This is a genomic window from Shewanella sp. CG12_big_fil_rev_8_21_14_0_65_47_15 (assembly GCF_002783505.1).
Classification (GTDB): domain Bacteria; phylum Pseudomonadota; class Gammaproteobacteria; order Enterobacterales; family Shewanellaceae; genus Shewanella.
Genome location: NZ_PFGL01000071.1, coordinates 66556 through 92548, shown reverse-complemented (window position 1 = coordinate 92548; position 25993 = coordinate 66556). Strand labels below are relative to the sequence as shown.

General features: G+C 47.4%; 21 protein-coding genes. 4 read left to right on the top strand and 17 right to left on the bottom strand.

All coding sequences use genetic code 11. The features are described from left to right. Nucleotides 1–332: 332 nt before the first annotated feature. Nucleotides 333–902 (bottom strand): hypothetical protein, encoded by a 570-nt coding sequence (locus COW15_RS20540; RefSeq protein WP_293635615.1) that lies wholly within the window; start codon nt 900–902, stop codon nt 333–335. Nucleotides 903–1298: 396 nt separating this feature from the next. On the opposite strand from COW15_RS20540, the gene COW15_RS20535 reads away from it, so the two are divergent. Continuing rightward, nucleotides 1299–1787 (top strand): TIGR00645 family protein, encoded by a 489-nt coding sequence (locus COW15_RS20535; protein ID WP_293635613.1) that lies wholly within the window; start codon nt 1299–1301, stop codon nt 1785–1787. Nucleotides 1788–2185: 398 nt separating this feature from the next. Beyond that, a complete protein-coding gene (locus tag COW15_RS20530) occupies nt 2186–2653 on the top strand; it encodes a hypothetical protein (RefSeq protein ID WP_293635611.1) in 468 nt (155 codons plus the stop codon). Nucleotides 2654–2774: 121 nt separating this feature from the next. Here the strand turns inward: COW15_RS20530 and COW15_RS20525 are convergent, their stop codons facing one another. The 13 genes from COW15_RS20525 to nudF form a co-directional block, all read right to left on the bottom strand. Continuing rightward, a complete protein-coding gene (locus COW15_RS20525; protein ID WP_293635609.1) occupies nt 2775–4481 on the bottom strand; it encodes a methyl-accepting chemotaxis protein in 1707 nt (568 codons plus the stop codon). 306 nt (nt 4482–4787) lie between these two features. Then, nucleotides 4788–6032, bottom strand: a complete 1245-nt coding sequence (locus COW15_RS20520; protein WP_293635607.1) for a dicarboxylate/amino acid:cation symporter — start codon at nt 6030–6032, stop codon at nt 4788–4790. Nucleotides 6033–6434: 402 nt separating this feature from the next. Continuing rightward, nucleotides 6435–7307 carry a Wadjet anti-phage system protein JetD domain-containing protein gene (locus COW15_RS20515; protein ID WP_293635605.1) on the bottom strand — a complete coding sequence of 291 codons (873 nt, stop codon included), beginning with the start codon at nt 7305–7307 and terminating at the stop codon, nt 6435–6437. Further along, nucleotides 7295–8515 (bottom strand): phosphoenolpyruvate carboxylase, encoded by a 1221-nt coding sequence (locus COW15_RS20510; RefSeq protein WP_293635603.1) that lies wholly within the window; start codon nt 8513–8515, stop codon nt 7295–7297. Before COW15_RS20510 ends, COW15_RS20515 begins: the two co-directional genes overlap by 13 nt. Before the next feature lie 48 nt (nt 8516–8563). Further along, nucleotides 8564–9217 (bottom strand): hypothetical protein, encoded by a 654-nt coding sequence (locus COW15_RS20505; RefSeq protein WP_293635623.1) that lies wholly within the window; start codon nt 9215–9217, stop codon nt 8564–8566. A gap of 8 nt (nt 9218–9225) precedes the next feature. Further along, nucleotides 9226–12915: an ATP-binding protein gene (locus tag COW15_RS20500; RefSeq protein WP_293635601.1), complete on the bottom strand. Its 3690-nt coding sequence runs from the start codon at nt 12913–12915 to the stop codon at nt 9226–9228. A 433-nt stretch (nt 12916–13348) separates the two neighbouring features. Then, nucleotides 13349–15625, bottom strand: a complete 2277-nt coding sequence (gene parC / locus COW15_RS20495) for a DNA topoisomerase IV subunit A (protein ID WP_293635599.1) — start codon at nt 15623–15625, stop codon at nt 13349–13351. After that, nucleotides 15618–16793 (bottom strand): PQQ-dependent sugar dehydrogenase, encoded by a 1176-nt coding sequence (locus COW15_RS20490; RefSeq protein ID WP_293635597.1) that lies wholly within the window; start codon nt 16791–16793, stop codon nt 15618–15620. The genes parC and COW15_RS20490 overlap by 8 nt, the downstream gene beginning before the upstream one ends. 52 nt (nt 16794–16845) lie before the next feature. Further along, complete coding sequence (gene parE, locus COW15_RS20485; RefSeq protein ID WP_293635595.1) at nt 16846–18732, bottom strand: DNA topoisomerase IV subunit B; 1887 nt, start codon at nt 18730–18732, stop codon at nt 16846–16848. Between the two features lie 56 nt (nt 18733–18788). Then, nucleotides 18789–19364, bottom strand: coding sequence for a YqiA/YcfP family alpha/beta fold hydrolase (locus COW15_RS20480; RefSeq protein WP_293635593.1), 576 nt, complete (start codon nt 19362–19364; stop codon nt 18789–18791). Nucleotides 19365–19390: 26 nt separating this feature from the next. Further along, nucleotides 19391–20230 (bottom strand): 3',5'-cyclic-AMP phosphodiesterase, encoded by an 840-nt coding sequence (cpdA, locus tag COW15_RS20475; protein WP_293635591.1) that lies wholly within the window; start codon nt 20228–20230, stop codon nt 19391–19393. A 15-nt stretch (nt 20231–20245) separates the two neighbouring features. Beyond that, nucleotides 20246–20686, bottom strand: a complete 441-nt coding sequence (locus tag COW15_RS20470; RefSeq protein ID WP_293635589.1) for a DUF1249 domain-containing protein — start codon at nt 20684–20686, stop codon at nt 20246–20248. Between the two features lie 13 nt (nt 20687–20699). After that, nucleotides 20700–21302: an ADP-ribose diphosphatase gene (gene nudF / locus COW15_RS20465; RefSeq protein ID WP_293635587.1), complete on the bottom strand. Its 603-nt coding sequence runs from the start codon at nt 21300–21302 to the stop codon at nt 20700–20702. A gap of 243 nt (nt 21303–21545) precedes the next feature. On the opposite strand from nudF, the gene tolC reads away from it, so the two are divergent. Beyond that, complete coding sequence (tolC, locus tag COW15_RS20460; RefSeq protein ID WP_293635585.1) at nt 21546–22853, top strand: outer membrane channel protein TolC; 1308 nt, start codon at nt 21546–21548, stop codon at nt 22851–22853. A 68-nt stretch (nt 22854–22921) separates the two neighbouring features. Here tolC and COW15_RS20455 read toward each other — a convergent pair whose 3' ends face one another. From COW15_RS20455 to COW15_RS20445, 3 genes are read right to left on the bottom strand one after another with little or no spacing between them, the layout of a single operon-like run. Beyond that, nucleotides 22922–23659: a TIGR04219 family outer membrane beta-barrel protein gene (locus COW15_RS20455; RefSeq protein WP_293635583.1), complete on the bottom strand. Its 738-nt coding sequence runs from the start codon at nt 23657–23659 to the stop codon at nt 22922–22924. 2 nt (nt 23660–23661) lie between these two features. Beyond that, nucleotides 23662–24630, bottom strand: a complete 969-nt coding sequence (locus COW15_RS20450) for a DUF2333 family protein (RefSeq protein ID WP_293635581.1) — start codon at nt 24628–24630, stop codon at nt 23662–23664. Nucleotides 24631–24641: 11 nt separating this feature from the next. Next, on the bottom strand, nt 24642–25124 hold the full coding sequence (locus COW15_RS20445) for a copper chaperone PCu(A)C (RefSeq protein ID WP_293635579.1): 483 nt from the start codon (nt 25122–25124) through the stop codon (nt 24642–24644). Nucleotides 25125–25158: 34 nt separating this feature from the next. Here COW15_RS20445 and COW15_RS20440 point away from each other — a divergent pair, with 34 nt between their 5' ends. Then, nucleotides 25159–25896: an enoyl-CoA hydratase gene (locus COW15_RS20440; RefSeq protein WP_007650366.1), complete on the top strand. Its 738-nt coding sequence runs from the start codon at nt 25159–25161 to the stop codon at nt 25894–25896. Nucleotides 25897–25993: the final 97 nt, after the last annotated feature.

The following is a 25993-nucleotide window of genomic DNA, read 5'->3' as shown; positions in this document are numbered from 1 at the left end:
AGACAAATTGCGTGAGTCTCGCCATGGATGGCGAGCTAGCTTTCGCAGGTGCAGGGACGCATCCTTCGGAAGCGATAGCAAATTTGGCAATGAGCACAAGGGGTTTTCAACTCCGTTAGGGGCGTCTTGGAGCATCCAAGGAGGATAGGACGAGCAGTCCTCCTTGGTCGGGTGTGGGTGGAAGACCCACGACTTTGATTCACCCCGGCCGAAGGCCGCAATAACTATACATCTACATAAACAAGTGTGAGATAAAGCCCCACGACTTTGACCTACCTCGGCCGCTAGGCCGTATTGCTCTTCTACACGCCAGTGGAAACTGAAACGCCCAACTAACTTGCAACACACAGATTTTGCTGAATCTTCCAACGACGTTCCATCACTGGAATAGAGAACCCATAACATACCACCACAATCAAAGGTTGAAGCTGAAAACTCAACTCAGGCCACAACATAAAAGCAGCCGCGCAAGCCACAGTGCGCACAATCGCATGTACTATGGCCACCTTTTGCGCCGCTAAAACACCGTGGACTAACCACATTAAACCTGTTTGCACCGCAAGGGCGAAGGGAAGTGCTAAATAGCTTTCCATAAAAAAGGGAATACTGATGCTAAAGGTTAAAAAACTCATCCCCACCCCTGCCAGAAACACAGTCTCAAACCAATTACGCTCAGCGCTTTTCTTAAACGAGATATTCTCGCCCGTCAGCCGCGAAATACCCATAGCAAGGTAGATAATAGAACCAGTGCCGATAAATGTTGCCATCACCATTTGCGATGCTGGCAGAATAAAACTCAAGATAAACAATAGCGTCCATACAATCATGCCTGATAAAGGCATAGCTAAAGCACGTTGTTGGCGGTATTCGATAAGTTGTTGATCCAGTGATTTATGTTGCATGATTAAGCCTCCTTGTTTAGATGACTTAAGTATCAGCGTAAAATGTCCATCACGGCAGTGTGAGTTGTCAGCAATCTAGGATGACAAATGTCACTTCCTTCATCAAAGCCCTAAAATACCGAGAAAAATGATTATCAATGGCTGAATTTGCTTGGTATTAGGTTGAAAAAAGCGACGATCAGACATATCAAAGGCAGTGCAAATTAAACGATGTGGCGCTACTAACACCTAAGATAGGGTTTAAATAACCACAGAGGTTACAAAAAAACACAATAGCAGCATATAACTCACGCCCTTGTGATTGGGTAATAGCGCGCATAAAGTGCATTATGTTACTGTTTTAGTCATTAGTGACTCGATTTTTTACCGCATTTTAGATAAAGGGTTTAATGGATTATGGAACAAATATTTGAAAGGCTAATGTATGCATCGCGCTGGATTATGGCGCCCATTTACTTGGGGCTAAGCCTAGTCCTAATCGGTTTAGGCATTAAATTCTTCCAAGAGATCTTCCATATTCTGCCGATCATTTTTGAGATGCGCGAAGTGGACTTAGTCCTAGTCACGTTATCACTTATCGATATCACTTTGGTCGGCGGTCTTATCGTGATGGTGATGTTTTCCGGCTATGAGAATTTTGTCTCACAGTTAGATGTGGGCGAAGACAGCGAAAAACTCAGCTGGCTCGGCAAGTTGGATTCGGGTTCACTGAAAAACAAAGTGGCCGCTTCTATCGTGGCGATTTCGTCCATCCACCTGCTGAAAATATTTATGAATGTGGACAATATCGCCAATGACAAAATCATGTGGTACTTATTAATCCACATCACCTTTGTATTGTCAGCCTTTGCCATGGGATATCTGGACAGAATTACCCGCAAATAAGCACCTTTATAAACATGCCAAAGTACATACCCTGTTTGAACATTATCTCTAGGCAGAGTAGCTAGAGTACTAGGCCATAAATATCTAAATCCAAGCCACTGATATCAGTGGCTTTTTCTTTTACAACCCACGTTACTCCCTCGCACTTTGGTATTAAATGCATCTAAGCACTGTAACATTATGTTTAAATTGAAATTGTTACTTGCGATAATATTGAGCAATCTCGACATACATAGGTCAAGCTGCAAAACGCGGCTATTTTCCTATCCTATGGGGGATTACGCCATCTAAAAGGGTTATTCAAAGTCGTCAAAAATGTTTATAACTACCAACATTTTGGCAGCATAGTCATCAAGGCAACAATTTGTATTAACTCGCTGAAATCACAAGGTTGTAAAGTGAAAACAAAGTTACTGGTCCTCATGCTTGGCGGCCATTTAAGCTATGCCCATGCCAAGGAAGATTTGGCCACAGCATTAGATACAACGCCCTCTCCAAAGAGTCATAGTATCGATTTTATCGACAAAAATCTGAAATTAACGTTAGCCTGCACCGTGGGTCATACTCAGCCAATTTTAAACGTGACTATGACAGAGTCCTTTGCATTGAGTGGCGACCCCAGTGTGTTGATTATTAGTAGCGACAAACAAAATAGGCTTAAGTTACGGGGCACTGCCACACTAATGAATTTTACCAGTGGCGATAAAACGGCCCCAGATCTGTGGGAAAGTTTAAGCCAGCTCCAATCGACCGAGTTACATCTCGAAGTCATCTCGTTTCGTTCGAGTAAATACACCAGTTCAAACTTAGTCGCGGCAGGTTTTACCGATGCTGTGGTGAAATTAAAACAAGATTGTGTTCAGTAATTAGCCTTATGCTGATATTGAGTAGAAGGCGGGAGCATTCCCGCCATCCTCTCAATATCAGCATAGATTGAACCTTGCATACTCTTAGCCGCTACCTCATCAGTATTTATTTTTATCTGACTTATAACCTAAAGCCACTCAGTGACTTTTTCATCTCATTAGCCATTTCCCGTAGTTGATGGCTGGCAGTCGACAATTCTGAAGATTTGGCGTTAGTGTTTTCTACCGCCTGCGCAATATTCTCCATATTCTGATTAATAGTACCCGACACAACGGCTAACTGTTCAGTGGCACTGGCCAGTTGGTCGTTAACATCGGTAATACTCGACACGGCACTGTTAATCCGGGTTAGCGCCTCACTGGCCCGCTGTGAACAGACAATAGTTTGCTCCGTTTCGGTTCGACTTTGCTCCATAGATTGCACCGCGTTAACAGAGTCTTGCTGAATACCTTGAATACGCCTATTGATATCCTGAGTCGACGCCTGAGAGCGGCTGGCGAGGGTGCGCACTTCATCGGCCACAACGGCAAATCCACGCCCCATTTCCCCGGCCCGCGCCGCTTCTATCGCAGCATTTAATGCCAACAGATTGGTCTGTTCAGCAATAGCACCTATCACATCCGTGACCGCACCTATTTCATCACCACGTTTGGACAACTGCCCTATCACAGCAGAGACTTGCTCCAGTTTCACTTTAAGCGCATCAATTGCGGTAATCGTTTGGCCGACGGACGTCACGCCATTCTGGGCCTCAGTGTCGGCATCCCTAGTCGCTTTAGCGGCCATAGTCGCGTTGCGGGCCATATCCTCGCAAGTCGAGGTCATTTCATTTACCGCGGTAGCCACTTGAGCGGTTTGATCCATCACATTTTGTAAAATATGCTGTGTCTGTTGGCTGGTATTATCAAGTGCCTCAGATTGCTCGACCAGTTGCTCAGCCATTGCCGATTGCTGGCCAATAATATTGCGCAACTGACTGATGAGGCCGCTTAATGCCGCTAACAAGCTGTCGCTATCCCCCGATTTCAAGGCAAAGTTAACCGAGAAGTCACCCGCCGCAACCTGCTGCACTAGTGCTTTTGTTGTCGCCAATTCGCCCCCTAACGCCTGCAATAACCACCTACGGATATACAAGGACACACCGACTGTCAAAGCCATAATGATCACGACAACCAATCCAACTTGCATCGCTACCACCCAGAAAGCCGCCTTAACATCATCGATATAAATACCAGAACCTAGCACCCAGCCCCATTTGTCATCTTTTGCCACATAGGACAACTTGGTATAGCGCTCCTCCGTGACACCCCCACCCTTTAAGGGTTTAGGCCATTGATATTCAACAAAACCATTCCCATAACGGGCTATCACATCAACAAAACTGACAAACAGGTTGGCGTTATTGAGGGTCTGTTGCTGGCTGCCATCACGGTTACGCATTAGGGTCGCATGATGAAAGTTTGGTTTGTCCATCACCGTACCATCCAAAGTGGATACGGTTGGATGCATAACCATTTTGGGGATAGGCCGACTGGTATCGTTAATCCAAATATATTCGGTACCATCATAACGAACGGCCTTTATGGTCGCCATGGCCTGCTGCTGTGCCTGCTCAGTGCTTAACGCGCCGCTTTGCTCTAGTGTCTGATAATGTTTTACTATACTCAGGCCACTATCAATAATTGCCACAACACGATCTTCCCTCCCCTTAATTAAACTTTGGTTAAGTGCATTTAGCTCCATGATGCCCAGCACCACAAAACCCAGCAATGCCAGTAACGGAATGCTGAGTAACCGGCCTCCCACTGTCTGCCAAAATCCAGTCATGGTGCCTCCTAATATTCCAAATAATTTAAGCTTATAAATCAGTATGGTTGAAGTTGTATTTATTTAGCCAACTTTTAATTTGATAAAACATATCTGCATCTGTATGTGGGTCAGTTTGGGGCAATCGACTCTTTAGATCCGGACAATGGCAGTATTTAGATCTAACTTGCTCACTCCAATCACAGCATTCACCCCTGTCATAATGGTCAAAGGCAGATAAATGAACCAATGCAGCTTCCAATTCGCTTAATAAAAAAGCCACTGATATCAGTGGCTTTTTGCTTTATAGCATATGACTTAGTGTTGTTAACTCTTCGCTAACTCAAGCTGATGCACTTTCTCGGTTTGATCTACTATGGTCAATACCGCGGTATCGCCTACCACGTTACAGGAGGTCAGCACCATGTCGATAATGCGATCCAGCGCAGCTACTATGGCGAAGGCTTCTATTGGTAAACCCATTTGATGGATTAACACGCCTATCATCACCATGCCGCCGCCAGGGACACCGCCGGCGCCGACAGAGAGTAGGAAAATGCTAAATAATAGTGAAGGCAATTGCTCAGAGGTGATTGGCATACCGAAGGCGTTGGCGACAAAGAAGATGGCGATAGTGATATAAATCGCCACGCCGCCCATGTTCATCGTCGCGCCAAGCGGCACACCAAAACCTGCTACCGCGCGATTCACACCTAACTTTTCGGTTAAGGTACGCATAGTCACAGGAATCGTCGCATTCGAGCTTGCGGTCGACAGTGAAAATAGCACTTGCTCTTGGGTCTTCTCGCGGAAGGTTTTAGCCGAAATCGGGGTAAATATGCCCACCGCCATTGGGTAAACCACAAAAATCCACACTAGTAGTAGCGCGAGGATCAGCACCATGTACTCAACGACGCTCATAAACACGCTGGCATCTAAGGTCGCGCCGAGCTTGAACATCAAGGCAAACACACCGTAGGGCGCTAAGCTCATGACTACAGAAATCAGTTTCATCATGATTTTATTCGCAGTTTGAAAACCTTGCACAGCGCCAGCGACATGCTCACCGAGTGACTTGATCACCCCACCGAGCATTAAAGCCATAAAGATCACTTGCAACATATTGCCCGACATAAAGGCCGCGACAGGGTTACGCGGGACTATGTCGACAACTAATGCCATCAAACTTGGCAGCTCAGTCGCAGTAATCGCCATGCCGTCTGTGCTGCTCATATCGACACCTTTACCAGGGTCGAGTAACAGCACGACTAATAATGCCGTCGCGATCGCGACAAAAGTATTGATGATATAGAAACCGAAGGTCTTACCGCCTAAACGGCCAAAGCTTTTGAGATCTTGCAGCTCACAGACGCCACAAACAATACTCACAAATACTAATGGCACGACTAGCATCATGATCATATTGACGAACATAGTGCCAGCGCCGCCGGCAAGCTCGACTAAATTGCCCGAGAAAAAGCCGATATCGTTTAAGAAGTACTGCACTATTGTGCCGAAAATAAGACCCGCAAACAGACCTATAAAGATCCGCGTCGAAAGTGATTTCATCATGCTTGTGGTTTCCCCAGAAATGTAGTTTTTTTGTTATTCATCTTCCATGATGAGCACAATTGCCAATCCATTTTTGGCTTAGGCAGGGGATAGTGAAACATGCTAGCCGTTAATTCAATGAATAAATTTCACTTTTTCATCTTAAATTAAGCTAACCGCATCACGGAAATTTGATATTTAGTTGATTTTACATAACAAAAAATAACTATGCTCAATCAATAAGCAGGCTACAAACTTATTTAAAACCGTATATTTAAACAGAATGAAAACCAATAAATCACAATGTAAACATATTAAAAACAATTACAAACTCAACCTCAGTCTTAATGACTAAAATTCAAATTATAACAGAATTTAAAACTAGATAATTGCAATAGCACAGAGAGATAGCATGCATGATTGCTAAATATATGGCATTAACACTAGTTCAAGCCCGTGAGCTAGCAGGTGTTGCTGCTTGATGCTAATACTGTGTTGAGTTAACCAAAAAGCTAATTCTTGCCAACGCTTTAAATCGGCATGCTGAAGATATTTGGTCTGTTTCGCTTGCTTATCGAAATCATCAATTGAATTAATTTGCCCCATAGCCAACAACTCGGCAGCAGCCGTTAGCGCAAGTTGCGGCACAACACTATGGGTCACGCCTGTAAGAGTGTGTGCGATTTGTAGCCCTGCGGGATCTAAGTCGGTAAAAGCGATAATCGGCAGCTCGCCTGCCATAGCTTGCAAAAAATGCCGCACACCAATCGGTGAATGATGACCGCTGCCGCGGTAAATGACCATGAGGTTCGTTAAATCCTCAGGCAAACGCGCTTGATGGATAACGTCAAACACATCTAAGTTTTCAACCACTAAGATGGCTGCGACATTGAGTTCATGGCAGAGTGCCTGTGCAGCCTCCAATGGCAAGCGCAGCGAGGATAAAGCGGAGATTGCAACAGGTGGCGATTGAAAGCCCAGAAACTTGAGTAACACATACTCGGCTTCGGGACGGATCTTAGCGAGCTTTTCATTATGACTTTTGGCGGACATCGCCATGCGATCGACATTGAAATCCAGATCCCTGAGATCGAGTCCCATTAGCGCCAACACGCCTTGCCTTAACAGATCAAAGTCTTTGGGCGCGAAGCACAAATGCTTTTCAGACTCGTCTAACTCGCCCACTTCTAACTCGCGGTAAATCGCGCGCCAGTTAGCCGTGAGCTTAACCTTGGGAGAACGCTTAATAAAAGCCTTCTCCAATAGTTGTAATTGTTGCTGGCCTAGGCGAGCCATAACTCAACATCGCGAATGATAAAGTTACCGCTATAGATAGGATGTGGCTCACCTAATGGCTCAAGCTCAAAGTAGGCTTTATGTTCATCTGGCAGACCTTCGTAGCCGCCAATCACTTGATAAATCCAGCTCTCAGCTTCCCAAGGCAATGCCTTATCCACCAGATATTCCAGCGCAGATTGGCGCAGGCCAGACTCAATTACATCGACAAAATAGGTATCCACCGCCTGTTTAAGTGGATTATCGGGCACATCAAAGTCTTCACTTTGGGTGAGTGACACAGACGCATCTCGCTCACGTACCGCTTCAATCACGGGATGACGACTGATAGCCTTGATATGCGCGACTATGCCCATTAACTCCAACTCTTGACTGGCGTTGTGCACGTCTACCGCGGCAGGTGCGAGCAAGACTTCGGCGCGATTGAAAAGGCTCGGTATTTCCTTGTGGGACACATGGTCCGCAGGGCGATAATCCGGATGCAAGTCTGTGTAGAGCAACCAGCCCTTAAGCAAACGGGTACGGCCACGGATTTGCCTAAAGCGACCTAAGAGTTCGAGTAAACGCCCCTGCACTACGCTCAGTTCCTGGGCGCAGTCGCTCATGGTTTCCTGCAGAGTCGTCACTAAGAGTTTGCGCAGTTCACGGATATCGCCGGCGATTTCGCCAAGCTCACTAAACTGGAACATCTCTAAGCCATTAAGCAATTCAGACACTTGGCTTTGGGCTAATTCGTTTTCGCGGATCTTAGCGTTGATCGTACCCACATAACCGAACTCGTTGTTGATCCGGCCCCAGAGCACACGGATCGAATAACGCAGACTATCGGCGAAACTATACACATGCTCGCTCAAATCCGATAAATAGGCCTCGGCGGCGCTGTAATCTGAGCTATGACGCGCCTCTTTGTAATGGTCGGCCAAGGTTTTAATGGTTGCTAAAGCCGAGCCAACGTTAGAGTCGATTTGGCGATTGCGCTCGTCGCTTAAGCCTTCTTCGAGTAAGGCACGCACGGAGCGTTTAAGCCGCAGCTCCTGATCTGGCTCTGGCCGCCACAAAATACCGGCCTGTTTAAGCTTTTCAACCACGCTTGGATCGTGGGCATCCTCGTTAAGAGAACCCGCCAAATAGGCGTCCATAATGATGTCAGCATGGCGACCTAACTGCTTAAGCAGCTTAACCCCCGCCTGATGTAAGTTACTGCTCATCACGGCCTCCTTGGTCGCAGCTTTTACCTAGGTTTAATCGTGCCAACATTAGATTAAGTCCCGCTGAGTCGCCGTTTCCGCCTGCGCTTCTAGGCTTAGGCCTTCGGTTTCGTCGATAAAACGAATGACTTCATACAGATAATCCAGCTTGCCCGTGGCGATATAGATTTGCTTCTCCACATTGGGGCGCACTAAATAGCCGAGTTCGACTAAGCGTTTGAAGACTAACTTGATTTGCGCATCGCTGTTGGTACTGGTCGAGCCAAATAAACGATATTGGCTGAGTTTGGCTAACTGTTCACGGAACGCCGGCGTGTCTTCGATACGGCTTTGCAGCTCAGTTAAACGCACGGGCGCGCCTTCGCTCAGCGGCGCATCTTGGCCACTGGCTTCTTGCACTAATACCAACCATTCCACCAGCGGGATCAATGCCTGACAGATATCTTTAAACTGCGATGAAATCACTTTACGTTCGGCATCGCCGAGCTGCAAATAACCGCAGAAGAACACATCACCTTCGGCGGCAGACGCCACGGTACGGTTGATTTGATTGAGATAGGCCTCGACCCGCTCGCGGGTGCTGTTATTTTTAAGGGCACGCCAGCCTTCTTCATTGGTGGTGCGGCAAATAAACTCGCCCTTGAGTAACAGCTCAATTAACGCGCCAGTGCCAACTAATACGGTTTGGTTCGATTCGTTCATGGCGCTCATTAGATGGCCTCCTTGCTCAGGCGTTTACTCAACATATCGGCAATCGGGTTTACCTTAGGTTTTACTACCTGCAACTTCTTGGTTTGTTTGTTGATAATGTAACGGTTGGCGAACAAGTTCAGCACCTCGGACTCTGGGTTCGGAAAGGCGCCCAGCACACAAATATTGTTGTTTTCGCAGGCGTCGAAAATCTTCTTCACGTTGGTATGGTGCAAAGTGCCCAGTTCATCAATTGGCCAGTGAATGGTCACATCGGCGCGGCCACGCAGCAAACGCGTGAATGCCAGCAAGAACTTACACAAAATCAGATACGCCATACCGTGGCTTGAGGATTCGTTAAGCTGTCTGTCGGTACGGATAATCAAGTCGCTGTTACCTTCTTTAAGGCGCAGCTCGATTTCCAGCAACTTAGAGATGCCCCCCGTTAACGCGGCGCGGCCGATAATGTCAAGGGCGCGGCGCATACTGTTGGTGTAATCCTCATCGGGTAAGCCATTAAAGCCATCGGCTTTCCAATGTTTAAAGGCTTTGACGAATTGTTCAAGCTCAGGCCAGAACTCTAACTCACTGATGCGAGAACGAATTCGTACCGCCGATTCAGACACGCCATCGAGGAATAACTCTTCACCCACTTCGCGGGTAATGCGCGCACTTTGGGAGGCGATGCGACGGTCAATATCGGCTAACACATCGTAGAAGGCGGTTAAGTCGACACCAAAAATCCGCCCTTGCTCACGCAGCGCGGTAATCGATTGCGGCACTATTACGTTCAGCAATTGCTCAAGCTGTGGCACTAACTTACGGTAATCCAGCAGACGAATGCCTTTGTCGTTGATAAAGCTCGATTCTTCGCGGGCTTGCTCCCAGATTTCGGCAAGGCCAGAACCTGACTTGCTGGCGATCACTGAGTCGAAGTGTTCCACATATTGCTTCACCGAGCCCATCAGATAATCGCGTTTTAGCAGCAAATCCTCACCTTGGCGCAGACGCTCGCCTAGGCTGCCTTGGGCTTCTTCGTTATTATTCGGTAACTTAAGCTCGGCGAGTTTACGCATTACTGCGCGTAACTTAGTTAAGTTTTCAGAGGCTTCAACCTGCGCCGCATCGGACGCTTTACGCTCGGTTTCGAGTTGTTGACGGCGAGTCTTAACATCTTGAGTTTTCGCTTTAAGCTGTTGATCGATTTCCGATACCGCGCGCTTCACATCGCTAAGCTGAGTTTGCAGTTTAGGTTTACGCACAAGCCAAGTGTGTTGATACCAATCGTCGAAACGCAGTACGTCGCTGCGACGCTGCTCGGCGCGGCTAATTTTGGTTTCTAACTCGCGGATCTGTTGCTTGAGTTTGAGGATATTGTCCTCATCCACACCGCGGGATTTAAGCTCGTTTTTGTACCAGGTCTCGCAGGCTTTCTGCTCGATTTTAGCACTTTCACGGCGGCCTTCAATGGTCGCTTTAATTTGCCCCAATTGATTGTCGAGCGCGCCGATCACTTCCTGCCAATAGGCTTGTTTTTCCATGCGCGCTTCGAGCGCTTGCTCTTTTTGCTCTTCGAGCCAGAGTTCGTGCTGATGTTTAAGCTGTTTTAGCTCGCCATCGAGTTGAGTCAGTCTTTGTCCCGCATGGGCTTTACGCTCACTCAATGCTTTGTTGATTTTCTCTTGCTCACTGCGTTTTTCATCGAATAGGCGACGCAGATCGTCACGGCTATTTTTGTACGCCGTGCGGGCAAAGGTCAGTTCACGGCTGAGATTATCCAGCTCGCCATTAATGGCCACTAACTGAGATTCGGCCTCGGCCTGCATTTCCTCCGCACTAGTGTGGGCTTCTTCGGCTTTGCTTAAGCGAATACGCAGCTCTTGTTCGGAGGCGGCATATTCAGGCACATCGATCGCTTTAAGATCTAAATGCACCCCAAAGAAAGCTTCGCTCGATTCACTGACTTGATTTTGGTGTAAAAGGCTTGGATGTAAATCGGTGCGATGCAGCAGTTCAGGCGCGATCACTTTCCCTAAACTTTGCTCCCAACCTTGGGCCTCTTTACGCAAGAATTCCAATAGGGTGTGGGATTGCGGGAACAGCATATGGTGCAGTTCATCCAGCGCAGTTTGACGCTCGTTCACCCTTAAGGTGGCGATACGTAAGGCTTCGTTGGCTTGGTCGCGTTTGGCTCTGAGCTTACGCTCATCGCTGCTTAAGCGCTCGACCTTAGCATTGCAGCTTTCTTGCTCTTCATCTGCGCGGTGAATACGTTCGTCGAAAATCGCTAGACTCAGCTTTTCTTCTTCGGTGTAAGTCACGCCATCGACACGTAATTTAAGCTCGGCGGCAGTGAGTTTAAATTGGTATTCCTGCTCGCTAAAGCTAGCCTTGCCCGCATCCATTTGGTTGCGCCATTGCAACTCTAGGGCGTCGATGTCGGTGCGCGCGACTTCACGTTGCTTATCGCGGGCTTCGCGCTGCTTATCTTGATCGCTATGCAAACCTTCTAGCTCGCGGTTTAACTGCTCGCCAATCTTACTGCGACGGGCATTGTAGGCCGCCTCAATATCTTGGTGCTTCTCGGTTTGCAGCTTATGGCGTTCACTTAAGTTTTCAACATCGGTGCGCCAGTTCGGCAGCATCTCGAGGGAGGCCTTGGCCTCTTCTATGTTGGCATCTAAAAAAGCGCTGTGCTGATCTTCAATGGCATCGAGTTCATACTCGCACTTGGCCACATCGCCTTTGGCGGCCGATAAATCGAGGTTGAGCTCATCGCGCTGTTCTTTCCATTCATCGTCAAGCAATCTGAGCTTTAAATTCAGCTCTTTAGATAAGGTTTGCTGAATATCTTGGCGATCGGCTTCTAAGGTTTCATCGTTGCGATAACCACGGGACAAGCTCGATAGGCGCAGTTCAGCACTAAGCAGTTGGTTAAATTCTTGCTCGAGTTTTTCAAACTCAGGGCGAATGACTTCAAACCCTTGGATAAGTTGGCTCTCACGGATCCACGCCTCAACGCGCTGCGGATTTAAGCGTGAGCTGGGCGGATTAACCCCGTCTTCCTCTAAAATGGCGGCGATCATAGATTTGACCGTCTCCATCTTGCCTTCTTTGGAGTGCACCGCTTTGGCGAGCTTTTCGATGTGGCGCAGGGAATGCTCGCCCTCACACAGGGCAAATTGGCGCGCATAGCCGCGTAGCTCGCTGCGGTTACTGCCCGTGCTTAATAGGGTGCGATCGTTTTGAATAATGGCTCGATATTCGCGGGTGTTGAGCAAGTTAGTAGTAGCTATACCAGCACGTTTTAAATCACGGCCTAATTCCGCCATGGTATGGCACAGAATAGTGTCGCCGTTTTGCGATTTAATATAATCGCTTAGCTCAAAACCTTTGGCGATAAAGCGATAGTTAACACCCTTGCCATCGCCCGCCGAAGCCAGCACGGCTTGGTACAGTAAGCCATCGGCCTTTTGATATTCGTAAATGATGTAGCTTGAATCGTGTGGCAAATACCAACGCTCGAAACTGTCGCGGGTCGAAGGCACCACGCGGCTTGGGTATTCACCATAAAAAACAGGGACTAGACGTTGTAATGTCGTTTTACCCGAGGCGTTAGTACCACAAATGTTGGTATGGCCATTGAGGGCGAGTTCCACCACGCCCGGAAGGTGCGTATCAATCAGCACAATACGAATCAAGCTTGCCATTTCATTCCTTATGCAAACGGGAGCGTCTTATCTAAGCTGCAGAAGCCTTCTACAGGACAAAGCAAAACAATCCAAGAGGGCCACAGACCTTAACAAGCACGGTAAAAAAGTGCTGTTAAAATCATGGCCTAAAAATAGTGCCCCTAAAATAAGGCAATCGCGGTGTATTGGCAATTAAGTGGCGCTGCACTAATGCCATGGCTCACATCTCAGCCCTGAGCTAACCCTATAGCTAGGCTTAAATCAGACGGCCAATGATACGACAACTTAGCCCAAATAGGCGGCTAACAAAGCGGCAATTAGCGCAGTAAAAGGTAAATTTTAGCGGATTGATTAGGCCTTATCACTCTACTTGACCATAGCAAAAAGCCACTGAAGGAAGATCTCAGTGGCTTTTGTTAAACTCATTTCTTTATATCAACTTGGCAAAAGGTTACAGGCTTGGCAACACTTCGCCGCCATCACCTAATTCCACGCTATCGACCCGTTGTAATCCCCGTGGCAGCTTAGCACCACGGCGGCCACGCTCACCACGGTAATGCTCTAGATCGCTCGGTTTCAGGGTGAGCTTACGCTTTCCGGCCCAAAGCGTCACAGGCGTGTCACTGGGCACTAGCTGCAGATGCGTCATCAGCTCGTCACGACTCTTAGCACGTTCCGTTGGGATCCCAATAATCTTATTGCCTTTGCCCTTTGAGAGTTGCGGCAAGGCTTCAAGGGAGAACAGTAACATCCGCCCTTCGTTGGTGATCGCTAGGATAGACATCTCACGATTTCGATCAATCAACTTAGGCGGCAACGACTTAGCATTGGTTGGTAAACTGAGCAGCGCTTTACCCGCCTTGTTGCGCGACACCATATCGTTATAAGTGCAAATAAACCCATAACCCGCATCCGTCGCTAACAGGAAGCATTGCTCCTCTTCCCCCATAATGACATGCTGCATGGTCTCACCCGGCGCCATATTAAAGCGGGTGGTGATGGGCTCACCTTGACTGCGCGCCGAGGGTAGGCTGTGGCTATCGGTCGCAAAGGCCCGCCCCGAGGAGTCGATAAACACGGCGGCCTGATTACTGCGGCCCATGGCACTACAGAGATATTGATCGCCAGCCTTATAGGATAAGGACAAAGGATCGATATCATGGCCCTTGGCACAACGCACCCAGCCCTTTTCAGACAGCACGACAGTCACTGACTCACTCGGCGTTAACTCTTGCTCTGTTAATGCACGGGATTCATGGCGTTGTACTATGGGTGAACGACGTTCATCGCCATAGGTCTGTGCATCTTGGAGCAATTCTTTCTTAATCAAGCTTTTTAAGCGACGCTCAGAACCCAGCAATTGCTCTAACTTTTCGCGCTCAGCTTCAAGCTCATCCTGCTCGGCCTTGATCTTAAATTCTTCTAACTTGGCTAAATGGCGTAACTTTAATTCGAGGATCGCTTCGGCTTGTTTATCCGTTAAGGAAAAACGGGCCATTAACTCGGCTTTAGGCTCATCGTGGAAACGAATGATTTCAATCACTTCATCAATATTGAGGAAGGCGATCATCAGGGCTTCAAGGATATGCAGGCGTGAAAGCACTTTATCTAAACGGTATTCGAGACGGCGCCTTACTGTATCGACACGGAACTCTAACCACTCGGTTAATAAGGTTTTTAAGCCTTTTACCCTTGGTCGGCCGTCTAGACCAAGTACGTTTAAGTTTACCCTAAAGCTTTTTTCTAAGTCGGTCGTGGCAAACAAGTGCGCCATCAATTGATCGCAATCGACACGATTGGAACGGGGCACCACCACTAGACGCACGGGACTTTCATGGTCTGATTCATCCCGCAGATCGGCCACCATAGGCAATTTCTTGGCCTGCATTTGGGCCGCGATTTGCTCTAGGATCTTACCGCTGCTGGCCTGATGTGGCAGCGCGGTAATGATGATCTCCCCTGCCTCCACAGTGTAAACGGCACGCGCCTTTAACGAGCCGCGGCCCGTTTCATACACTTTTGCAATATCGGCAGACGGGGTAATGATCTCGGCTTCGGTGGGATAATCTGGCCCAGGCACATAGCTCATCAATTGCTCGAGTTCGAGCTTAGGATCATCGAGCAAGGCCACGCAGGCAGAGACTAATTCCCTGACGTTGTGCGGCGGAATATCCGTCGCCATACCCACAGCAATGCCGGTAATGCCATTGAGCAGAATATGCGGTAAACGGGCGGGTAAGACCTTTGGCTCCTTTAAGGTGCCATCGAAGTTCGCGCCCCACTCGACCGTACCTTGGCCAAGCTCGGATAATAACACTTCGGAGAACTTAGATAGCCGCGCCTCTGTGTATCGCATCGCCGCGAAGGATTTAGGATCATCGGGCGCACCCCAGTTACCTTGGCCATCAACCAAGGGATAACGGTAGGAAAATGGCTGCGCCATCAGCACCATAGCTTCATAACAGGCGCTATCACCGTGGGGATGGTATTTACCTAATACATCGCCGACGGTACGGGCAGATTTCTTATGCTTAGATTGGGCCGATAAACCTAACTCACTCATGGCATAGATAATACGGCGCTGTACAGGTTTAAGCCCATCACCAATATGTGGCAGGGCTCGGTCCATGATGACGTACATGGAATAGTTCAGATAAGCCTCTTCGGTAAAGCGCCGCAGTGGCATTTGCTCTACCCCATCTAGGCTTAACTTGATTGCGTCAGTCATTTTCTTCTAGTTCCTGTGTCTCTTCAGTACTATCGCCATTTTTAAAGAACAAGCGATACACGTTACCTTTTAAATCATCTGAGATGTACATGGCACCATCATCGGCCGATAACAAGGCATAGGGGCGAGCGACGGGGAATTCACCATCGAGGAAACTCACCACGGTTTCACGTCCCACCACCTGCTGATTTTCAAGCTTAAGCATCACCACTTGATAACCCACTTTGCTCGAACGATTCCAAGAACCATTCTCTGCGACAAACAATTGATTATGATAAATTTCGGGGAATTTATCCCCGCGATAAAACGCCAATCCAGTCGGTGCAACATGGGCGGGCAACTCATACACTGGCACGGTCACCTTTAGGTTTTTCGGTTTTTCGTAGGCGGGTTCAACAACGGATGTTGCATGTAGGTAAGGGAAGCCATAGTGACTCCCCACGACATCGACACGGTTGATTTCATCGGGGGGTAAATTATCCCCCATCCAATCTCGGCCCTGATCGGCAAACCATAACTTACCGTCTACGGGCGACCAATCAAACCCCGTCGCATCCCGCACTCCAGAGGCTATCTGTTCGCTCGCACTGGTATCGACATTGATCGCAATAATACTGCTATAGGGTGCGGCCGCCTCACAGACGTTACAGGGGGCTCCGATGGAGACATATAGCCTACCATCGGGGCCAAAATGCATGGCACGGGCACTTTTTTTGTCCAATTCGGGCAGATCGCTGTAGATTTCCTTCGGACGACTCGGACGGCGTAAGCGTTGTTCTATGTCTGTGAAACGCAAAATTTTATTTTCACTGGCAACGAACAGATCGCCATTATGGAATGCCAGCGCATTGGGGGATTCAAGCCCTTTAGCAATAACATAACGCTTATCTACACGGCCATCTTGATTACTGTCGACGAGCGCATGCACTGTTCCGCTTTTATGGGAGCCCACAAATAGAGTTCCATTCGAGCCCATGGCGAGCTGTTTTGCATCGCCGACATCCGAAGCGTACAGGGATAAACCAAATCCCTTAGAGACGGTAATCATGATCGACTGCGACCCCGCTATGGCGTTCTGGCTGGGTCCAAAAGCCATACATGCCAGCAGGGATAGATAGGCGGAGAATACCTTTAAGCAATTATAATTATTAGTTTTAATATACAACATTGTTATTTTCTTTATGCCTATGTTTTATTGTTATCGGCAATATTGCACAACACTAAAGTAACGCCATGTCGCCCTTATCCTCGAGCCAAGATTTACGATCAGGAGAACGTTTCTTCGCAAGCAACATATCCATCAACGAATCCGTTTCTTCAACATCATCAATCGTCAACTGTACTAAACGACGGGTGTTAGGGTCCATAGTCGTTTCACGTAATTGGAGAGGATTCATCTCACCCAAGCCCTTAAAACGTGTCACTTGGACTTTACCTTTCTTATTTTCCGCACTAATACGGTCGAGCACACCTTCTTTTTCTGCTTCATCTAAGGCGTAATAGACGTCCTTACCAATATCGATACGAAACAGTGGTGGCATGGCAATGTACACATGGCCCTGCTCGACCAATACACGATAATGCTTTAAAAACAAGGCGCACAACAAAGTAGCAATGTGCAATCCATCGGAGTCGGCATCGGCGAGAATACAAATTTTGCCGTATCTTAACTCCGAAATATCACTGCTATCGGGGTCGCAACCAATAGCGACCGAAATATCATGGACTTCTTGAGAGGCGAGCACTTGTGATGCATCCACTTCCCACGTATTCAGGATCTTCCCCCGCAGCGGCATAATGGCTTGGAATTCACGGTCCCGCGCCTGTTTAGCACTGCCCCCCGCAGAATCCCCTTCCACCAGGAATAACTCACCGCGCATGGGATCTTGGCCGCTGCAATCGGTGAGTTTCCCCGGCAATGCAGGGCCAGAAGTCACCTTTTTACGTGCCACTTTTTTCGCGGCTTTTAGACGGCGCTGGGCATTGTTAATACACATTTCGGCCAAGGATTCGGCCAGTTCGGTATTTGAGTTTAACCACAGAGAAAAGGCATCGCGTACTATGCCAGAGACAAAAGCCGAGCACTGGCGGCTGGAGAGTTTCTCTTTAGTTTGTCCTGCAAATTGCGGATCCTGCATCTTTACCGACAGGATAAAAGCCGCCCTGTCCCAAATATCCTCCGGGGATAATTTAATCCCGCGGGGGATCAAATTTCGAAACTCACAGAATTCACGCATGGATTCGAGCAAGCCTTGGCGAAAACCATTCACATGGGTACCACCAAGTGGCGTGGGAATGAGGTTGACATAACTCTCGTTGATCGACTCGCCACCTTCAGGCAACCAAGTGATGGCCCAATCCGCCGCCTCTATTTGCCCCTTAAAACTGCCCACGAAGGGTTCTTCGGGCAACATCAGGTTATCGCCGACAGCGGTTTTAAGGTAGTCAGTTAAACCGCTTTCATAAAACCATTCATGCACTTCATTAGTATGCTTATTGGTAAATTTGATCCGTAAACCAGGGCAAAGTACGGCCTTAGCACGCAGCAAATAAATCAGCTTTGAGTTAGAGAAGTTGGCCGAATCAAAATAACTCGCATCGGGCCAAAAATGCACGCTAGTCCCGGTATTGCGCCGACCGCAGGTACCAGTGACTTTAAGATCTTCAACCTTAAAGCCATTTTCAAAAGCAATATCATAGACTTGGCCATCTCGCCTTACCGTGACTTCGACCCGGCGAGATAACGCATTGACGACGGAAATCCCCACGCCGTGCAAACCACCGGAGAACTGGTAGTTTTTATTGGAAAATTTCCCCCCGGCGTGCAATTTGGTCAGGATCAACTCTACCCCGGGAATACCTTCTTCTGGGTGGATGTCCACAGGCATACCACGACCATCGTCGGTCACTTCGAGGGAGTTATCTGTATGCAGAACAACTTCAATTTTAGTGGCGTGGCCCGCTAAAGCTTCATCGACACTGTTATCTATGACCTCTTGGCCTAAATGGTTAGGTCTGGAGGTATCGGTATACATACCTGGACGGCGTTTAACAGGATCGAGTCCATTAAGAACTTCAATGGCGTCAGAGGTGTATTGATTCGTCATAGTGTACGCTATAAGTTGTTATATCCGGCCATGTTGCGGCTCTGGATGACTATTTGTCAAGGTAAGTGTAAAAAATGGCTTACAGTTTGCAAATGCTGCCCATAACCCACAAAACTGTGATCACCACCAGCCTCAATCCGTAATTGGCAATGATGATATTTATTCAGGGCATCACGGTAGTCCAGCACTTCATCGCCCGTTTGCAATAGTACCAAAAAACGATCCGGATTGCGGATAACGGCGGTATTAAATTCAGCCACTTCCAGCTTATGTTCAGGCAAAACCTGATAATGCTCCCCAGTGTACGGGTTAAACTGGGGTCCCATAAATTCGTCGAATAACTCGAAGGGCCTCACCGCAGGATTTACCAGCACAGCTCGGCCACCGTAGTGCTCGGCCAAATAACTGGCGAAATATCCCCCCAAGGATGAGCCAATATAAGTGAGGGGCTCATTTGCCTGTCGCGCCGCCATCACATATTCCAGTAACAGCGACATTGCTGCCTTAGGGGTATTCGGTAATTGGGGCTGGTGAAAGACTAGCGACGGATGATGCTGCGCCATATATTGCGCAGTCATCACCGCTTTATCGGAAAAAGGTGAACTGTTGAATCCATGAATATAGAGCAGCATAGTTCCTCAAGCTGCGGTCACTCGCGTTAATAACCGCTGGAATCTTTGTCGGGGGAAAAATGGTTACCCGGTACGCGATACACATTGGTGCTGATGCTACCATCGGCCTTCAACTCCAGCAAACGATAACCGGGTTGCAGTCCGTCTAAGGCAAAATAAGGTGATAGAGGCTTAAATTGAATGCAGGTTGAAGGTGTTGCCATGAGTTTCAGTGCGCCATGGGGCCCATCGTAATGGGTGTCGATTCTCTGGTGTACATGCCCCCAGAGTAAGCCTTTTACCTGTGGATACCGGGACACACGCGCTAAAAACTCGACACCGTTATCCATACAATGTTGATCTAGCCAAGTGCAGTTCACCAAAATAGGGTTATGGTGCATCACTAGCAAGGTATGGTATTCAGGATGGGCAGCGATGGCATGCTCAATCAGCTCGAACTGACTCTCGGCCATACTACCGCCGGGCTTTCCCCGCACAGTTGAGTCCAACATCAAAATCTGCCATTTACCCGCCAAAATGCGCTGCTGACCGAAGATCTGCTCCCCCTGCATATGCAGAAACATGATCCGAGGATCATCATGATTTCCAGGGAGATAATGACAGGGTAAATTGAGGGGCGTCACTGCAGTAACAAACTGGCGGTATGATTCGGCCGAGTAATCTTGGCTTAAATCACCGGTTGCTAACATCAAATGTGCAGGATAGTCGACAGCCCTAATCGTATTAAGCACAGCGGCAAAACTTTTGCCTGTGTTGACTCCTAAAAGCTGGGCCTCAGGATCGGCAAAAAGGTGCGGATCCGTGACTTGCACGATACGCACACTTTCTTCTTCAGCTATGGAGTAAGAGACAGCCTCTTTCAGCACATTGAATACCCAATTCTAAGACTGGCACACCAAACGTTGTTGGCATCCAATCTTCAATAACTCTTCCAGGAATGCATTTACCTGGTACTTTTCATCACTATGATACATGCGTAAATTGGGGTAATCATACACTGGGCGTAATTGGTAAATCTGTTGACCAGTTAACACTTCTGCTAATTTAGCATCGTGATAAATTCTCACTAACACCTTGGGAGTATTAACAAACTCTAGAATTTCGAGGGGGCGAGATATCTCAACCAATTGAGTATATTTGGTATTTTCTAAAATACGCACCACTAATATACCGAACTCACCTTCAAGCTGCCATGATTGATTAACGGCAATATCGAGTGGTAACCACTTCAGCATATAACCATAATTACGACCGCACAGTGCTAGAAAGTCACTGACGTTCGGTTGGTAACGTGGTTTTTGATGCGAAGTCGAAGTAGCCAAATGTTTTTCCAACTTAAACCAGTTGCTGATAGTTTAATTGCAACCACTGCAATCCAATGACGGTCGATGCATTGTCTATTTCCCCCGCAATCACACTATTATAGGCGTGCTCACGGTCTAAAACATGCAATCGAATATCTTCATGTTCTTCAGCCAGTCCATGCAATCCACGGGCGTTGCTGGAATCCACCTCGGCCCAATAGAAATAAAAACGCTCGGTACTGCCACCAGGACTCGCCAAGTAACTGTTAATAAAGTGCATATTGCTAGCAACTAGGCCAGTTTCTTCTAACAATTCACGGTGAGCGACATCGAGCGGTGATTCTTCGGGCGCAATCATACCTGCGACTAACTCCATAAGCCAAGGAGATTTAGAGGTTGCTAATGCAGGAAAGCGCACTTGCTCAATCAATACTATCTGATCGCGCTTAATGTCATAGGGTAACACTACCACAGCATGGCCCCGTTCGAACACTTCACGGATAATGGGCTGGCTCCAACCGCCAGCAAAGAGTTTATGCTTAAACGTGAACTGTTCTAACGCAAAAAAGCCTTGATACAATGATTTTTTTTCGAGAACTTCAATATCCATTTGCGAAAAAACAGGGGGGGTCATACTCTATCCTTAAAAGTTGAATTTGCGTCTATTATCAAGGCAATTTGACACATTTTTAAAATAAAATCTGTTACACTTCGCATTTGACTTGAAAGTGTCGGAGTTTTTAGACTCTACGTCATTAAGTTTTAGCTGTATCGGGAAGCGTCGGGAAGCGCAAACCGCCTTGGTAAAGGCATTACTTAGTCTAAACGAAGTTAAAATATTTCTCCTTTGGGAGATTTTGTCTAATAAGGACAGCAAATGAAATTTAAGATCCGTTCTTTATGCGCAGCATTGACTCTCGCCGCTTCGACTCAAGCGGTACAAGCAGATGATTTACTGCAAATTTATCAACAGGCACTGACTAACGATCCGCTCGTGTTGCAAGCCCAAGCTCAGCGTGATGCTCTGTTCGAGAAAATTGAACAAAACCGTGCACCGCTGTTGCCAACCATTAGCGCCAATGTCGGCTATGACAAGGCGTGGAATGACCCTAAGAATGACACTAGCGGTTTAATGGGTAGCATTAAACTTAACCAAGTGATCTATGATCACAGTGCTTGGGTGGGTTTAAGCCTTGCTGAAAAAGCCGCCTCTCAAGCCGATTCAAGCTATGCATCTGCTTTACAAACGCTTATCTCTAGAGTCACTCGAGCGTACTTCGATGTATTAACTGCTAAGGATAACTACGAGTTCCAGGGCGCGGAAAAACGAGCAATTGAACGTCAACTCGAGCAAACCAAACAACGTTTCGCCGTTGGTTTAACCGCAATTACCGACGTACATGAGGCCCAGGCTCAGTATGACTTAGCCTCAGCCACTGAGATTTTAGCTGAAAATACACTGGCCAATAGCTATGAAGCCCTGCGTGAAATCACGGGTATCGATCACAAGACATTGAACGTACTCGATACCAACCGTTTCTCTGCCGTGACACCCGCACCAACGTCTTCAAGCGAATGGTTAAAGATTGCTGAAACAAACAGTGTCGATCTTATGACTCAACGTATTGGCAAAGATATAGCTCAAGAGACTATCAGTCTCTATAAAGCGGGCCATATGCCATCGCTGAGCTTAAATGCGGGTTACAACAAGGGCCTTGAGCAAAAAACAGGTAGCATTAACGAGCCAGATTTTGACAATGTCAACGTTGGCGTTAACTTAAGCATTCCTATCTTTGAAGGCTTTAAAGTGACTTCACAAGTCAATGAAGCGCAATATCAATTCGTTGAAGCCAGTGAAAAACTAGAGCAGACCTACCGTGGTGTTGTGAAAAATATTCGCAATAACTACAACAACGTAGGTGCATCTATCAGCTCAATTCGAGCCTATGAGCAGTCTGTGATTTCATCTGAAAGTGCGTTAAAAGCGACTCAAGCGGGCTTCGAAGTCGGTACTCGTACTATCGTTGACGTATTGAACCGTACCCGTGATTTGTACGACTCAAAGCGTAAATTATCCGATGCCCGTTATAGCTATATCTACTCGATTGTCGCCCTGAAACAGGCGGCGGGTACATTGAATGAAGATGACGTTATCGCCATCAACAATGGCCTAAGAGCCGAGTAAGCGTAATCGCAACATAAAAAAACCGCCAACAGGCGGTTTTTTTATGGCTGACTCATTCGTGTTAGCGCTTAGAAATCAATTTCTACGCCCGCAAAGTAACCATCAAACTTAGTGTCGGCACTGATCCCTGAGAAGTTATTCACATCGAATAAAAATTCGCGGTAACCCACACGTATACGAGTATCGACCGCAACACCATCAAACTCCCAGCCTAGGCCAACAGAGTAATCGTGTACGTTCGACTCATTAACACCGAGCATTAAATCCGCAAAGCCAAATAGGCCTAAGCCTGGCATACCCACATGCGTACTGGCATAACCCATCACAATACCGCTATCGACATCTATCTCTTCTGGATGGCCCGCGTCTTGTACGCGCAGTGAACTATGCATCAGCTTATAGGCTGCGCCGAGATCGAATGACACTATGTCGTTGTCCAGCAGCTCATAATAAAGCACAAAATCGGTATTGCTGAGATCGGTATAACTCGTCACATTACCTTTAAAATCATGGCCATTGAAGCTGAAGTCTGCATTACTCAGACTGCCTTTCTGATCTAGGCTGTTTTCACGAATTTTAACATTCGGAATAAAAGGTAACGGATGTTCAACCGCGAGCCAATAACTGCCTTGGGCCGATGAACTGTAGTCAAAAGTTTGCTGCGGTTGGCCATCATCGGCAAAAGTACCGCTAGTATCGGCATCCCAATAGTCACCACCAATTTTAAACCCAACCACAGTGGCCGCTTGAGCCGAGGTGGCCATAAAAAATCCTAATACCGCACTGGCGAGGAATGTTTTTTTCATCATTAACCTTGAGATAGCAAGTTCGTTAAGTCAATCACCGCGGCATTTGCACGGGATACATAGTTAGCCATAACCAATGAATGATTAGCGACTAGACCAAAACCACTGCCATTTAACACAACAGGGCTCCAGACAGTTTGCTGAGTCGCCTCTAACTCACGAATGATTTGTCTTAGGCTCACTTCAGCATTTTTCTTTTTCAAAACGTCGGCAAAATCGACTTCCACGGCACGCATAAAATTCAGCAATGCCCAAGAAGCGCCTCGGCTTTCATAGAAAACATCATCGATCTTCCACCAGCTAGTCTTGACCTGATGGCTCGCTAAATTGGGGGTCGATTGGCGGGCAGCGTTATCACCGGCCAAATCGGTATTAAGACGTTCTTGACCAACGCTAGCCGATAAACGCTGAGACATACTGCCTAAACGCTTTTGCACCTCTTTTAACCATTCATTGAGATTGTCGGCACGGGCATAAAACTGTGCGTCTTGGTTATTAGGGTCCATCATGCGGGCACGGTACAGCTTGAGTAACTTTATTGCATCGCGGTATTCGCTTTCGGCGCTCGGCACTAGCCAACTTGTATGGTCGATATTGAGCTTAGCTTGCGCTTCACCTAAATCTTTATCGGCCGCCGATTGGGATTGGGAGCGACTAAACTCTTTGCGCATGATCAGCGCCAGATCGCGCGCTTGCTCGAGTGCACCGTATTCAAAGGCGGGCATGTTATCCATAAAAATAGAAGGGGGCATCACATCATTGGATAGCCAACCACCTTGCTTATCCAGCAGGGTTTCAACCGTCAAAATCAATGAGGTTGTTGTAGCATAACCGACTACATTTTTCTCTGTGGCCGTAAGCTGTTGAGGATTGATAGGATCGGGTTCGATACTCCACCACACACTCACGCCATAACCGATTAAGACTAAAAATAAACCGACACCGATAACTTTTTTCCATGTAATTTGCATCAAGCGACTCCTTAATGATGGTGATGATGCTCTTGCTCTGCAGTATTTTCAGCTTGTTTGCTCACGGGTAATGTGATCGACATTTGTTCGCCATCGTTAAACTGTAATTGCAGTTCCACTTTTTGATCCAAAACGAGGGGGGCCTTTAACCCCAATAGCATAACGTGCTCGCCCGATGGTGAGAGTGTCAGCTTGCCATGGGATGGGATATCAAAACCTTCGACATGGCGCATTTTGACCATACCTTGTTCTTCAATAATGGTGTGCAGTTGCGCTTCCTTTGCCACATTCGTCGACACAGCTGTCAGGCGGACGGCTTTCTCGGTGTGGTTTTCGAGCGTAAAGTAGGCTGCAGTATTTGGTACAGTATCTGGCATCGCTCGGACATGACCTTCGGTCATAACCACACTCGCCAACACAGAAAATGATGCACAGGATAATGCGAGACAATTAAACATCTGTTTGAATATTGGTTTCAATGTCTTAAACTCCATGTCTACCCAATGTCGTCGTAAAGGAAAACAACCCATGAGTCATATACAGGTTCGGGATGATCAGGGCGTGCGAATTATCAGCTTTAATCGCCCCGATAAACGCAATGCACTTGATCTTGATATGTATAAACAACTGACAGAATACCTGATCGAAGGTGAGGCAGACAACGACATTCGTGCCTTTATGCTCCACGGTCAAGATAATTGCTTTACCTCTGGCAATGATATTGCAGAATTTTTAAAAAATAGTGACTTAGGTCCGAATCATCCCGCGGTACGTTTTTTATTTTGTCTATTAGAACTCAAAAAACCGCTGGTTGCCGCCGTTTCAGGGGCTGCGGTTGGTATTGGTACTACGGTACTGCTGCACTGCGATTTAGTGTATGCCGATAACACGGCAAAGTTTCAACTCCCCTTTGTCAACTTAGCACTGGTACCTGAGGCGGGGGCAAGTTTGCTTCTACCTGAACTCGTTGGTTATCAAAAGGCGGCTGAACTACTGCTGCTCGGCGAAAGCTTCGATGCCAATACGGCCCACAGACTCAATATGATTAACGATATCATCGCCCAAGAAGAATTATTGAGTCATGCCCTTGCCCAAGCTAAAAAACTGGCGAACCAACCACCACAAGCCCTGCAAACTACCCGTCAATTGATGCGACCACATAAAAACCGAGTTCAGCATCAGATGCATCAAGAGTTAGAGCAATTTAGTGTTAGGTTGAAGAGTGATGAAGCGAAAGCTAGATTTAAGGCTTTTCTTAAAAAATAATCTTCACTTAAATCGTCAAGCACTTGCTATTGGCATGGGGGCCAGAGTGCCCTCTGTTGATAGCATCCCGAATTGTTCGGGCACAATAATCTTTAGC